9 protein-coding genes are annotated in these 13006 nt (G+C 72.6%); 7 read left to right on the top strand and 2 right to left on the bottom strand.

What is annotated here, in order from left to right; all coding sequences use genetic code 11:
• Positions 1–3702, bottom strand: coding sequence for a nitrate reductase subunit alpha (locus ABZ915_RS00810; protein WP_361793572.1), 3702 nt, complete (start codon positions 3700–3702; stop codon positions 1–3).
• 407 nt (positions 3703–4109) lie between these two features.
• On the opposite strand from ABZ915_RS00810, the gene ABZ915_RS00805 reads away from it, so the two are divergent.
• The 6 genes from ABZ915_RS00805 to ABZ915_RS00780 all read left to right on the top strand — a co-directional run bounded on the left by ABZ915_RS00805 (position 4110) and on the right by ABZ915_RS00780 (position 10987).
• A complete protein-coding gene (locus tag ABZ915_RS00805) occupies positions 4110–4877 on the top strand; it encodes a DUF2249 domain-containing protein (RefSeq protein WP_361793569.1) in 768 nt (255 codons plus the stop codon).
• 76 nt (positions 4878–4953) lie between these two features.
• A complete protein-coding gene (locus ABZ915_RS00800) occupies positions 4954–5457 on the top strand; it encodes a hypothetical protein (protein WP_361793566.1) in 504 nt (167 codons plus the stop codon).
• Between the two features lie 184 nt (positions 5458–5641).
• Positions 5642–6916 carry a TIGR04053 family radical SAM/SPASM domain-containing protein gene (locus tag ABZ915_RS00795; protein WP_361793563.1) on the top strand — a complete coding sequence of 425 codons (1275 nt, stop codon included), beginning with the start codon at positions 5642–5644 and terminating at the stop codon, positions 6914–6916.
• The gene (locus tag ABZ915_RS00790; protein ID WP_361793560.1) at positions 6897–9533 is read left to right on the top strand and encodes a multicopper oxidase domain-containing protein; all 2637 of its coding nucleotides are present in this window, start codon (positions 6897–6899) and stop codon (positions 9531–9533) included. Before ABZ915_RS00795 ends, ABZ915_RS00790 begins: the two co-directional genes overlap by 20 nt.
• Positions 9530–9976 carry a hypothetical protein gene (locus tag ABZ915_RS00785; RefSeq protein ID WP_361793557.1) on the top strand — a complete coding sequence of 149 codons (447 nt, stop codon included), beginning with the start codon at positions 9530–9532 and terminating at the stop codon, positions 9974–9976. The genes ABZ915_RS00790 and ABZ915_RS00785 overlap by 4 nt, the downstream gene beginning before the upstream one ends.
• A gap of 42 nt (positions 9977–10018) precedes the next feature.
• On the top strand, positions 10019–10987 hold the full coding sequence (locus tag ABZ915_RS00780) for a nitroreductase family protein (RefSeq protein ID WP_361793554.1): 969 nt from the start codon (positions 10019–10021) through the stop codon (positions 10985–10987).
• A 34-nt stretch (positions 10988–11021) separates the two neighbouring features.
• On the opposite strand, the gene ABZ915_RS00775 is transcribed toward ABZ915_RS00780, so the two are convergent.
• Positions 11022–11444, bottom strand: coding sequence for a pyridoxamine 5'-phosphate oxidase family protein (locus tag ABZ915_RS00775; protein ID WP_361793551.1), 423 nt, complete (start codon positions 11442–11444; stop codon positions 11022–11024).
• A gap of 248 nt (positions 11445–11692) precedes the next feature.
• Between ABZ915_RS00775 and ABZ915_RS00770 the strand changes: the two genes are divergently transcribed.
• Positions 11693–12976 carry an MFS transporter gene (locus ABZ915_RS00770; protein WP_361795724.1) on the top strand — a complete coding sequence of 428 codons (1284 nt, stop codon included), beginning with the start codon at positions 11693–11695 and terminating at the stop codon, positions 12974–12976.
• The last annotated feature ends 30 nt before the right edge of the window (positions 12977–13006 follow it).

Genomic DNA, 13006 nt, shown 5'->3' with positions numbered 1-13006 from the left:
TCAGTACTCCACGTTCTGCGAGCGACGGCGGATGACCGTGACCTCGTCGCGCTGGTTGCCGGTCGGGCCGTAGTAGTTGAAGGCGTAGGTGAACTGCGCGTAGCCGCCCGCGAGATGGGTGGGCTTGAGCAGCAGCCTCGTCAGGGAGTTGTGGATGCCGCCGCGTTTGCCGGTGACCTCGGTCTTGGGGACGTTCACGTTGCGGTCCTGGGCGTGGTACATGTACACCGTGCCCTCGGGCATCCGATGGGTGACCACCGCACGGGCGGCGACGACACCGTTGCGGTTGTACGCCTCGATCCACTCGTTGTCCTTCACGCCGATCTTCTCGGCGTCGCCGGTGGACATCCAGATCGTGGGACCGCCGCGGGACAGGTCGAGCATGTACTTGTTGTCCTGGTAGTTCGAGTGGATGGACCACTTCGAGTGCGGGGTCAGATAGCGGACCGTGACCTCGGCCCGGCCGTCCTCGCGCAGTTGCTCGTCGCCGTAGTGCCGGGGCGTGTTCAACGGAGGCCGGTAGACGGGGAGTTGCTCACCCAGCTCGGTCATCCAGTCGTGCTGGACGAAGAAGTGCTGGCGGCCGGTGAGGGTGTGCCAGGGCTTCTTGTGCTCGGTGTTGATGACGAACGGCGAGTAGCGGCGGCCGCCGGTCTCCGAGCCCGACCATTCGTAGGAGGTCATCACGGCGCGGGGCTGGGTGCGGGTGTCGGCGAAGGTGATCCGCTCTGCCTCGCGTTCGGAGGCGAGTTCCACCAGGCCCTCGCTGCCGGTCTGCCGCTCCAGTTCGCGGAAGCCCTCGGTGGCCAGGCGCCCGTTGGTGGTGCCGGACAGGGCGAGGATCGCCTCGCACATGTCGGAGGCGGTGGCCAGGGAGGGCCGGCCGGCGGCCACACCGTCCCTGACCGTCCCGCAGCGACGCCGCAGTTCGTCCAGCTCCTGGTTCGGATGGACGGTGACCCCCTTCGTGGTGGTGCCCAGGGTGTCGAGCAGCGGACCGACGGCGCGCATCTTCTGCGCGACCGCGGCATAGTCCCGTTCGATGACGACCAGCTTCGGCATGGTCCGCCCGGGAACCGGCTCGCACTCGCCGGCCTTCCAGTCCCGTACCACCCCGCCCGGCTGGGCCAGCTCGTCCGGGGTGTCGTGCAGCAGTGGCACGGCGAGGACGTCGGTGCGGGTGCCGAGGTGTTCGGCGGCCAGTTCGCTGAACCGGTCGGCGATGGTCAGGAAGGTGTCGTAGTCGGTACGGGCCTGCCAGGGCGGGGCGATCGCCGGCGTGAAGGCGTGCACGAAGGGGTGCATGTCCGTGCTGGACAGGTCGTCCTTCTCGTACCAGGTGGCGGCCGGGAGCACGACGTCGGCGAGCAGACCGGTGGACGTCATCCGGAAGTCCATGCAGACCAGCAGGTCGAGCTTGCCCTCGGGGGCCTCCTCGTGCCACACCACCTCCTTGGGGCGTCCCTCGGGTGGAGTCTCGGCGGAGCGGACCGCCGCGTCCGTGCCCAGCAGATGGCGCAGGAAGTACTCGTTGCCCTTGCCGGACGAGCCGAGCAGGTTGGCCCGCCACACCGTCAGCACCCGGGGGAAGTTGGCCGGGTCGTCCGGGTCCTCGGCGGCGAACCGCAGCCGCCCGGACTTCAGCTCGTCGACGATGTGCTCGGCGACACCGCGCCCCCGCGCCGCCGCCTCGTCGGTCAGGTCCAGCGGGTTGCGGTTGAAGCCCGGGTGGCCCGGAGTCCAGCCCAGCCGCACCGCCTGCGCCAGACAGTCGGCGAACGCCTTGCCCTGGAAACGGCCCTCGCCGAGCGGGGAGGCCAGTTCGTCGGGGCCGAACGCCTCGTAGCGCCACTGGTCGGAGTTCAGGTACCAGTACGATGTGCCGGCCATGTGCCGGGTGGGCCGCTGCCAGTCGAAGGCGAACGCCAGGTGCTGGAGACCCGTCACCGGGCGGACCTTCTCCTGGCCGACGTAGTGGGCCCAGCCGCCGCCGTTGACGCCCTGACAGCCGGTCATCGTGATCAGGGCCAGGAAGGCGCGGTAGATGGTGTCGGAGTGGAACCAGTGGTTGGTACCGGCACCCAGCGCGATCATGGAACGGCCCTGGGTGCGCTCGGCGTTGCGCGCGAACTCCCGGGCGATACGGGCCGCCTGCTCGGCGGGGACGGAGGTGATCGTCTCCTGCCAGGCCGGGGTGTACGGCTGTGAGGCGTCCTCGTACGACGACGGCCAGCTGCCCGGCAGATCCGGCCGCCGCACCCCGTACTGCGCCAGCATCAGGTCGAAGACCGTGGTGACCAGGCGCCCGCCGATCCGCCGCACGGGCACCCCGCGCACCATGACCGAGCCGCCCTCCGTGGTGCCCTCGTCGAAGCGGGGCAGGGCCACGGCCACCGTCTCCTCCGCGCTGCCCAGCAGGCTCAGCTCGGGCACGGTGTCGCCCAGGTCGAGGTTCCAGCGGCCTTGCCCGGTCTCCCCCCAGCGGAAGCCGAGCGAGCCGTTCGGGACGACGGGCTCGCCGGTGGCCGCGTCGACGAGAACCGTCTTGGACTCGGCGTGCTCGGTGTCGTGCCCGAGGTCGGCGGCGGTCAGGAACCCGTCCGGCACCAGGCCCCCGGCGCCGTGCTCGCGCAGGGCCACCAGGAACGGGGCGTCGGTGAACTTCCGCATGTAGTCCTGGAAATACGGCACTTCACGGTCCACCAGGAACTCACGCAGGATCACGTGACCCATGGCCATGGCCAGCGCCCCGTCGGTGCCGGGGTGCGGAGCCAGCCACTCGTCGGCGTGCTTGACGTTGTCGGCGTAGTCCGGGCTGACGGCGACGACCTTGGTGCCGTTGTAGCGGGTCTCGGTCAGGAAGTGCGCGTCGGGCGTGCGGGTCACGGGGATGTTGGAGCCCCACATGATCAGATAACCGGCGTTCCACCAGTCCGCCGCCTCCGGTACGTCCGTCTGGTCGCCGAACACCTGCGGTGAGGCGACCGGCAGGTCGGCGTACCAGTCGTAGAACGACAGCAGGGTGCCGCCGATCAGCGACATGAACCGGGCGCCCGCCGCGAACGACGCCATCGACATCGCCGGGATGGGGGAGAAGCCCGCGACCCGGTCGGGGCCGTACTCCTTGACCGTGTGCACCTGGGCGGCGGCCACCAGCTCGCTGACCTCGTCCCAGTCGGCGCGCACCAGACCGCCCTTGCCGCGGGCCCGCTTGTACGCCCGCGCCTTCGCGGGATCCGAGGTGATCTCCGCCCAGGCCGCCACCGGGTCGCCCAGCCGGCGCCGGGCTTCCCGCCACAGCTTCAGCAGGGCACCGCGCACGTACGGGTAGCGGACCCGGCTCGGCGAGTACGTGTACCAGGAGAACGACGCCCCGCGCGGGCAGCCGCGCGGCTCGTACTCGGGGCAGTCGGTGCCGATGGACGGGTAGTCGGTGGCCTGGTGCTCCCAGGTGATGATCCCGTCCTTGACGTACACCATCCACGAGCACGAACCGGTGCAGTTGACACCGTGGGTGGAGCGCACCACCTTGTCGTGCGCCCACCGGTCCCGGTAGAAACCCTCCCACTGCGGATCGCCCGTGCCGAACACGGCGCGTCCGTCGGCGGACACCTCGCGGCGGGTCAGCAGCCTGCGGGCGGCCAGCGGCCAGTCCTCACCCGCGCGCCGCGCCTTGCGCCGTGCGCTCTGATCGTTCTCCATGACCCGGAACGCTAGGCGGCGGGGACCCTGGTGCACGTGGGGCCGGCGGTCCTCCCCGGATGACCTTCCGGCCCAATCCGGCCGGCCGCAACAGGGACCAATGGCCCCTTGAGTGGGGTCCGGTCGGCCAAGGAGCCGGCCGCGGCCCACGTTGCATGCTGGGCATCGATCGGACCGCGGTCGCGCATTCCGCCGGAACGACTGCCTCCCTCGCCTGCCAGGCTGGCAACTCCCCCGTCCCTGGCCGCGGCAGGCGTGGCTCGTACGGCGCGTGGCCCCGTTTCGATCGAGCGTCCGGCCGCCCACCGCGGCCGGACGCGACATCCCCCCGCGGCATCGCCCGCCCGGGATGCCGTCCACACCCGCATCGGCCGGCCGAGCCGGCCCGACCTGCTGGAGACACCGCCATGAGTGAGCTCACCCTCGCCTCGGACCCCGAGGACGCCACAGCCCTTCAAGCAGCCGAGGCACACCACGCCCGCCTGGCCGGGGAACTGGCCGGCCGGGTGAAGATGCTGCTCACCGCCGTGGACCGGGATCCGAGCGCGGTCGAGAACATCCACGCCGGGCTCGTGGCCTTCTGCGACCGCTCGCTGCTGCCGCACGCCGCGGCCGAGGAAGCCGTGCTCTACCCGGCCGCCCACGGCATGCCCGAGGCCCGCCTGCTCATCGAGAGTCTCATCGGCGAACACCGCTGCCTCACCGCGCTCGTCGAGGCGCTGCGCGACGCGGCCGGCCCGGCGGGTGCGGCGGCGGACGCCCGGGCCGTGCAGGTGCTCTTCCAGGAACACGTCGCCAAGGAGAACGGCCTCGTGCTCCCGCTGCTCGCCATGACGCCGGAGGTCTCGCTGGCCGCGCTGCTGGCGGACATGCACCACCGGCTCGCGGACGACCCGCCCAACACCGGCGGCTGCGGCGGGGTCTGCGCCTGCGGCGGCGAGGAGGAGACGGACGAGCCCGAACTCGACGTGCGGGACGTTCCGCACGCCCTGCGCCACGCCACGGTCTTCGGCGCCCTGGACGCCGTCCCGGAGGGCACCGCGATGGTGCTGGTCGCCCCGCACGACCCGCTGCCGCTGCTCGCGCAGATCGAACAGCGCAGCCCGGGAGTCTTCTCGGTGGAGTACCTGGAACGCGGCCCGGAAGCCTGGCGACTCCGGCTCAGCCACGACTGACGCGTGCGCCACCCCCCAACACGACGAAGGAAGCACCCCCCCCGACACGAGGGAAGAAGAAAGAAGGACGCACGTCATGGACGGATCGCACCGCCGGGCCGGCACCCTGCTCGGGACGGTCGGCATCATTCTGGGGCTCGCCGGACCTGTCATGGTGCTGCGCGGCCGCGGCGGCAGGAAGGAGATCCGTAGCGAGCTGGCCGCCCAGAAGATCGCCTTCCCCGATCACGGACTGCCCGCCGGACTCGCCGCCTACGCCGGCCGGCACGTGCAGACCGGCCCCGAGGCACACGCCTACGCCGAGTTCATCAAGGGCAATCTCGCCCATGCCACCGGCGGCCGCACCTATGCCGAGATCACCGCTGAGCTGCACGCCGCCGGCGGCGACGACGAGAAGCTGGCCAAGCTGCGCCACACCGCGTTCATGGGTCAGTCCCTGCGCGCCTCACTGATGTCCGCCTGCCAGGCATGGCACCTCACGACCCTGGTCACGGGCCTGGGCGCCGCGCTGACCGGCCTGGGCGTCGCCCTGGTGGCCACCGCGGACGCCCTGACTCCCCGCTCCCCGAACCGCTCCTGAACCTCGCCCCACCCGCTCCCGAACCTCTCCCGAACCGCTCCCCGAACCTCTCCTGCCCGAGAAGACCATCGGCCGCCGCGCCGACCACCACCGGTGGACGCCGACGGCGACCGATCCGGAGGTACACCGTGCACGACCACGCCGACCACCGTCGAGGCCCCAGGGCGCTGGGGAGGGCCGCGCGATGAGCGCCGCCGTACACGCCATCCGACGCCAGCGGCACGACGCGGGGGAGCGGCCGTTCATCGTCATCTGGGAGTCCACCCGGGCCTGCCCGCTGGCCTGTCTGCACTGTCGCGCCGAGGCCGTGCCCGATCGCGACCCGCGCGAGCTGGACACCGCCGCCGCGAAGGACCTGCTGCACCAGGTGGCCGCCTTCGGGCAGCCCGCCCCGCTGTTCGTGATCACCGGCGGCGACCCGTTCCAGCGCCCCGACCTGACCGAGCTCATCGCATACGGCCGGGAGGCCGGGGTCCGGGTCGCGGTGTCCCCGTCCGGCACCCCCACGCTCACCGCGGAGCGGCTGCGGAACCTGCACGCGGCGGGAGCGGTCGGGCTCTCGTTGAGCCTGGACGGGTCCACCGCCGAGATCCACGACACCTTCCGTGGCGTGCCCGGGGTGTTCCGCTGGACCCTGGACGCCTGGGACGCCGCCCGGGCCCTCGGCATGAAGGTACAGATCAACACCACGGTCGCCCGGCACAACCTGCACGACCTGCCCGGCATCGTCCGCCTCGTCGCCGAACACGGGGCGATGCTGTGGAGCGCCTTCTTCCTCGTGCCCACGGGCCGTGGCCGCAGCCTCGGCGCACTGACCGCGGACGAGGTGGAGGACGTCCTCAACTTCGTCTACGACGTGGGCCTGACCGTGCCCGCCAAGACCACCGAGGCCCACCACTTCCGCCGTGTCGCCCTGCAACGCCAGGTCCTCGCCGCCACCGGCGACGACCACGTGGCGGTGCTCGGACTCGGCCCGCTGTACCGGGAGTTGCGCGAGCGCGCCGCCGAGCTGGGCCTGGACGCCGGAGCGCGCCGGGTGCGGCGCCCGCCCCTGGACGTCAACGCGGGCCGCGGCTTCGTCTTCGTCTCGCACACCGGCACCGTCCACCCGAGCGGCTTCCTGCCGCTGGGCGCGGGAAGCGTGCGGGAGACGCCGCTGACGGAGATCTACCGCACCTCGGAGCTGTTCACCGGGCTCAGGGACCCCGACCGGCTGGGCGGCAGGTGCGGGGCGTGCGAGTTCCGCCAGGTCTGCGGCGGCTCGCGGTCCAGGGCGTACGGCGTCAGCGGCGACCCGTACGCCGAGGAGCCGTGGTGCGGTTACGCCCCCGGGTCCTTCCCGTACCAGCGGGAACTGGCCGGCCTGTTGGCCGGCGGCGCCGACGCGGAGGCGTCCGTCCGCCCCGGTCCGGCCGCCGCCCCGGGCGGCAGGGAGCGCCATGTACAGCAAGAACGATGACGCGGCCGCCGGCGGTGGCCGCCCGCCCAGCAGGTTCAAGGCGTCCGGCCTGCGCGGCCGCCACCTGGCCGCCCACATCCTGGTCGCGGCCTGGGCAGGGCTCGCGCTGTCGGCCGCGAGCGCCCAGCAGACGCTGCCCGTGGCCCGCTGGCTGGCCATCCACCTGTTCCTGCTCGGGGCTGCCACCACCGCCATCGTGGTGTGGAGCGAGCACTTCGCCGTCGCCATGCTCCACGCCCCGGTGCCCGACCGGCGGTGGAGCAACGCGCGGCTGGCCGGCGTCAACGTCGGCGTCGTGGGTGTCCTCAGCGGTGTGTGGGCCGAGCTGCCCGTCGTGACCGGCGCCGGCTGCGCGCTGCTCATCACCGCGGTCGGTGCACACCTGGTGGTACTGGTCCGCACGGGCCGGGGAGCGCTGGGCGGACGGCTCGCCCCGATCGCCGGCTACTACCGGGCCGGCGCGGCGGCGCTGATCATCGGCGCGGTGCTGGGCTGGCTGCTGGCCACCGGCGAGGCCGGTCCGGACCACTACACGGGACTGAAGCTGGCCCATGTGCACGTCACCCTCCTCGGCTGGATCGGACTGCCCGTGCTGGGCACGCTGTTCATGCTCTGGCCCACTGTGCTGGGCGTGCGCATGGCCGAGCGCACCACCCGGCTGGCGCGCTGGGTGCTGGTGCTGACCGGGAGCGGGCTGCTGACCGCCGTCACCGGACTGTCGGCCGGATGGCGTCCCGCCGCCGTAAGCGGTATCGCCGGCTACGCGGCCGGCGTCGCCATCGTGGCGCACCTCCTCGCCCGGACGGTGCGCCGGCGGCCCGCGATCTCGGTGGCCGCCGCGTGGTCGCTGGCGGCGGCCATGGGATGGCTGGTCGTCGGCGTGGCCGTGGACCTGGTGCTCCTGGCCGCACGGCCGCTCGCCGGGATACGGGACGACATCGCATCCCTGGTTCCGGTGCTGCTCGTCGGGCTCGTGGCGCAGGTCCTCATCGGGGCTCTGACGTATCTGCTGCCCATCGTGCTCGCCGGCGGTCCCAAGCAACGAGCCGCGCTGCGGGCGGTACTCGAACGGGGCTGGGTGCCGCGGCTCGTCGTACTCAACCTCGGCGTGGTCCTGATCGCCCTTCCACTGCCCGGTCCCGCCGGCGCGGCGGGCATGCCGCTGGCCGGGGCGGGCGCGGTCGTGTTCCTCGCCTCGGCGGTGCGTGTGCTGCTCCGCGGCGGACGAGGTCTCCTCCGGGACGTGGACGCTGACGGGGCCGGTGGCCTGGCACGGCGTCCCCTCCTGTGGGGCACCGCCGCGGGCGCCGTACTGACCGTGCTGGCCGTGCTCGTGGCGAACAGCGGTGGGAACACGGGGAGCGGGGCGAGCGCCTCCGGATCGTCGGGTGCGGGCGCCGGAACCACTCGCACGGTCGCCGTCACCCTGGCCGACATGCGCATCCGCCCGGCCCGGATCGAGGTCGCCGCGGGAACCGGCCTGCGGCTGAAGGTCACCAACACCGACACCCAGCGCCACGACCTCAAGGTCGAGGACGGTCCGGTCACCCCGATGCTCGCCAAGGGCGGCACCCGCGTACTCGACCTCGGACCGGTCACCGAGAACCGCGAGGCGTGGTGCACCCTGCCCGGCCACAAGGCGGCCGGGATGACGATGGACATCGTCGTGAAGAGCGACACGGCGACGGACAGCGGTGGACACGAGGGACACGAGGTACACGCCTCGGCTGCCGCCGGCGGCGGCCTGGACCTGTCCGCCGACTTCTCCACCGGCTGGCGGGCACGCGACGCCGGCCTGGCCCCCGTGCCCGCCGGGACGGTGCACAAGGCCGAACTGCACGCCGCCCGCACGACCGTGGAGGTGGCTCCGGGCGTGAAGCAGCGGATGTGGACCTTCGGCGGCACGGCACCGGGCCCCACCCTGCACGGCAAGGTGGGCGACGTCTTCGAGGTCACCCTCGTCAACGACGATCCGTCCATGGGCCACGGCATCGATTTCCACGCGGGCTCCCTCGCCCCGGACCGGCCCATGCGCACGATCCGGCCCGGCGGGCGGCTGGTCTACCGCTTCCGCGCCGAGAAGGCCGGAGCATGGCTGTACCACTGCAGTACCGCCCCGATGCTCCAGCACATCGGCAACGGCATGTACGGCGCGATCGTCATCGACCCGCCGGGCCTGGCGAAGGTCGACCACGAATACGTCCTGGTCTCCTCCGAGCTCTACCTCGGTACGCCCGGCAGCACGGCCCAGGTGGCGAAGATGCGCCAGGACACCCCGGACGCCTGGGTGTTCAACGGCGTCGCGAACCAGTACACCCACCAGCCGCTGAAGGCGAGGCCCGGCGAGCGGGCCCGTTTCTGGGTGGTCGCCGCCGGACCGAGCGACGGCGTCGCCTTCCACGTCGTCGGCACCGTCTTCGACACCGTCTACAAGGAGGGCGCCTACCTGCTCGAACCGGACCAGGCGGGCGGCGCACAGGTGCTGGACCTGGCCACGGCGCAGGGCGGCTTCGTCGAGACGACCTTCCCCGGGGCCGGCCACTACGCGTTCGTCGACCACGACATGCGTCATGCGGAAGCCGGCGCACACGGCATGGTGGAGGTGAGCGGCCGATGAACACCGTCGGCTGGTGGTCGGTGGTGCGGTTCGCGCACGTGGCCGGCGCCGCCCTGTGGGTCGGCGGCCAACTGGCCCTCTCCCTGGTGATCCTGCCGCTGGCCCGCCACCTGCTCGCCCCCGAGGCCAAGGACCGCTTCACCGCCGCGGCGGGCCGCCGGTTCGGCATGCTGACCGGAGCGGTGTTCCTGCCGGTGCAACTCGCCACCGGCTGGGCCTTGGCCTGGCACAAGGGAGTCACCTGGTCCTCCCTCGCCGAACCCGGTTACGGCCGCACGCTGGCGGCCAAGCTCGTCCTGTTCGTGCTGGTGATGCTCGCCGCGGCCGGACACGGAATCGCCCATGCCAAGGGCCGTGCCGACCTGGCCCGGGCCCTGGCGGTCGTGTCCCTGGTCGGCTCGCTCGGCGTCGTCCTGCTCGCCACAGCCCTGCCGGCCACCTGACCCGTGGCCACGACGAAGTAACGAGGAAGAAGGGGAGGCATCATGCGCACCCAAGCCCTGCTGGACGCAGCCACCGTGGAGTCGCTGCTGGCGGCCGCCGTGGCGGCCCCGTCGATCCACAACACACAACCCTGGCGGTTCCGTCCGGACTTCGCCAACCAGGTGCTGGAGGTCCGTTCGGCGCCGGAGCGAACACTGCCGCTGACCGACCCGATGCACCGCGCCCAGTACCTGTCCGTGGGCGCGGCGGTCTTCAACCTCAGGCTCGCAGCCCTGCACCTGGGCAGGCGACCGGAGGTGAGGCTGCTGCCGGACCCCGACGAGCCCGGCCTGCTGGCCGCCGTACGGCTGACGGGCCCGCACGGTGCGGACGACCGGCCGTCGGACCCAGGCCTCCACCAGGCCATCGCGCAACGGCACACGAGCCGGACGCCGTTCACCGGCCGGCCCGTGCCCGAGCCGATCGTGGCGGAGATGACGGCGGCCGCGCACGCCGCCGGCGCGCGCCTTCACGTACCGGACATCGCCGGAACCCGGCGGCTGCTGCGTCTGACCGCCACGGCCGAAGCGCGCAACCGCGCCCACCCGGCCCGCATCGCCGAAACCCGAACCTGGATCACCGTCCCGGGCTCCGATGTCCCCTACGGGATTCCCCTCACCGCCCTCGGCCCGCAGGATGCGGGCAGGCGGATACCGATGCGGGATTTCACCGGCGCACTGCCGGCCTTCCGCCGGCCCGCCGTGTGGTTCGAACGCCACGTCCAGCTGGGCCTGCTGTGGACGCCCCACGACCGGAGGGTGGACTGGCTGCGGGCCGGCGAGGCCCTCCAGTACGTGCTCCTCACGGCGACGGCCCGCGGGCTGCGCACTTCGTTCCTGAACCAGGCGATGGAATGGCCCGACCTGCGGGCCGCGACCGCCCTCGCGGGGCACAAGAGGTGCCATCCGCACGTGCTGATCCGATTCGGCTACGGCAGGGACGGCGCCCGCACTCCGCGGGGACTCGGGTAGTCCACTGCTCGTCCGTCCACTACTGCTCGTCCGCTCACTGCGCGACGCGCGTTCCCAGGAGTTCGCGTCCGGTGACCATCTCGGACTCGATGCGTACGAACACCGCGTCCCGCAGGGGCATCCAGGATGTGGGGCCGGTCTGCGAGAGCCGCTCGTGCTCGGCGGGACCGGTCACCACGGTGGCCCGTCCGGTGACGACCACGCTCCAGCCGGACCGGGTGGCCGCATCGAACTCGTCCGCCTCGAAGGCGACCACGACGCCGTCGATGGCGCGCACGAGCTCCGAGTCCGGTGAGGTGCGCAGCAGGACGGAGGCGTCCGTGTCCAGGGCGAAGTTGATGGGGAGGACCGCGGGCAGCGCCTGCCGGGTGTAGACCACGCGGCCGACCGGCACCTTGGCGAGCAGGCGCAGACACTCCTGCCGGTCAAGTGCGCGAAAGGCATCGTTCGGGAACATCCGTCCATAGTCGCCGTGGGCGTCGTGTGGGGGTAGGGCCGACCGGCCCTACCCCCACACGGACGCCGGGACCGCCGAGCCCTGGCCCAGGGACCGTCCGACCACCGTCAGGGACTCACGGCCCCTGCCTCCGGTGAGTCTCCGAGCGGACAGTGGTGACGGGAAGCCGGTCCGCAGGCAAGAGGCGTGCGGGGCCCGTGCGATCCCGGTGGCGCAGTGCCACGAGGAAGAGGAAAGGGATGGACAACATGGTCCAGCCGTTGAAATCGAAGAGCACCGGTTCACCGTCGGGTGCACCGGTGTCCGGCCGGGCGTGGCTGATGCTGGCCCTGGCCACGGTCGGTTTCGCCGTGAACTTCTGGGCGTGGGCGCTGCTCAGCCCGCTCGGTCCCCGGTTCAAGGACGGCCTCGGCCTGTCGTCGTTCGAGCAGTCGCTGCTGGTGGCGGTACCGGTCGTGGTCGGTTCCCTGGGCCGGATCCCGGTCGGTGCGCTGACCGACCGGTTCGGCGGACGGGTCATGTTCCCGATCGTGTCGGCGGCTGCCATCGTCCCGGTCCTCTACCTCGGCCTGGCCGGGCATTCCTCCCTCGCGGCCCTGCTGGTGGGCGGGTTCTTCCTCGGCATCGGCGGCACCGCGTTCGCCGTGGGCGTGCCCTTCGTCAACGCCTGGTTCCCACCGGAACGGCGGGGCCTGGCCATCGGTGTCTTCGGCGCCGGCATGGGTGGCACCGCCATCAGTGCCCTGACCACCGTGAAGCTGGTCGAAGCGCACGGCATGCGGACCCCGTTCCTGATCACCGCGGCAGTCCTGGCCGTGTACGCGGTGGCGGCCGCGCTGCTGCTGCGCGACGCACCCGGCCGCACCGTGCCGACCGAACCGCTGGCCCGCCGACTGGCCGCCACCGTCCGGCTGGGCATCACCTGGCAGGCGGCCGCGCTGTACGCGGTCGCGTTCGGCGGCTACGTCGCCTTCTCCGTCTACCTGCCCACCTACCTCAAGACCGGCTACGGCCTGACCCAGGCGGACGCCGCCAACCGCATGGCCGGGTTCGTGCTCCTCGCGGTGGCGATGCGCCCGATCGGCGGCTGGCTGTCCGACCGGGTGGGGCCGGTCCGGGTGCTGGCCGGCTCGCTGGCGGTGGTCGTCGCCGGGGCGGTCGTACAGTCCTTCACCCCGCCCCTGGCGCCGGTGGGCACCATCGCCTTCCTGGCCATGGCCGCCGCGCTCGGCGCGGGCAGTGGCGCGACCTTCGCCCTGGTGGCGCTGCTGACCCCGGCCGACCAGGTCGGCTCGGTCACCGGCGTGGTCGGTGCCGCGGGCGGGCTGGGTGGCTTCCTGCCGCCGCTCGTGATGGGCTCGCTGTACGGCGAGTACGGAACGTACGCGGCCGGCCTCGCCCTGCTCGCGGTCGTGGCCGCCGCCGCGCTGGTCTACACCCTCACCGGTGTGCGCGCCGCGGTCGAAGGCGGCCGGCGGAAGCAGCGCACCGGCCGGCCGAGCGGGCACCGCACGGCGGACACCACCGCGTAGGCGCGAACGGACGAGAGCGACGGGGCGAGG

The organism is Streptomyces sp. NPDC046915 (genome assembly GCF_040644935.1).
Classification (GTDB): Bacteria; Actinomycetota; Actinomycetes; order Streptomycetales; family Streptomycetaceae; genus Streptomyces.
Note: the sequence above shows the minus strand (reverse complement) of the source record. Positions and strands in the feature narration are given on the sequence as shown.

What these genes read in the sequence shown, in the direction of transcription:
- ABZ915_RS00810 (WP_361793572.1), bottom strand. Translation starts at nt 3,702, where the DNA reads ATGGAGAACGATCAGAGCGCACGGCGCAAGGCGCGGCGCGCGGGTGAG.
- ABZ915_RS00805 (WP_361793569.1), top strand. Translation starts at nt 4,110, where the DNA reads ATGAGTGAGCTCACCCTCGCCTCGGACCCCGAGGACGCCACAGCCCTT.
- ABZ915_RS00800 (WP_361793566.1), top strand. Translation starts at nt 4,954, where the DNA reads ATGGACGGATCGCACCGCCGGGCCGGCACCCTGCTCGGGACGGTCGGC.
- ABZ915_RS00795 (WP_361793563.1), top strand. Translation starts at nt 5,642, where the DNA reads ATGAGCGCCGCCGTACACGCCATCCGACGCCAGCGGCACGACGCGGGG.
- ABZ915_RS00790 (WP_361793560.1), top strand. Translation starts at nt 6,897, where the DNA reads ATGTACAGCAAGAACGATGACGCGGCCGCCGGCGGTGGCCGCCCGCCC.
- ABZ915_RS00785 (WP_361793557.1), top strand. Translation starts at nt 9,530, where the DNA reads ATGAACACCGTCGGCTGGTGGTCGGTGGTGCGGTTCGCGCACGTGGCC.
- ABZ915_RS00780 (WP_361793554.1), top strand. Translation starts at nt 10,019, where the DNA reads ATGCGCACCCAAGCCCTGCTGGACGCAGCCACCGTGGAGTCGCTGCTG.
- ABZ915_RS00775 (WP_361793551.1), bottom strand. Translation starts at nt 11,444, where the DNA reads ATGTTCCCGAACGATGCCTTTCGCGCACTTGACCGGCAGGAGTGTCTG.
- ABZ915_RS00770 (WP_361795724.1), top strand. Translation starts at nt 11,693, where the DNA reads ATGGTCCAGCCGTTGAAATCGAAGAGCACCGGTTCACCGTCGGGTGCA.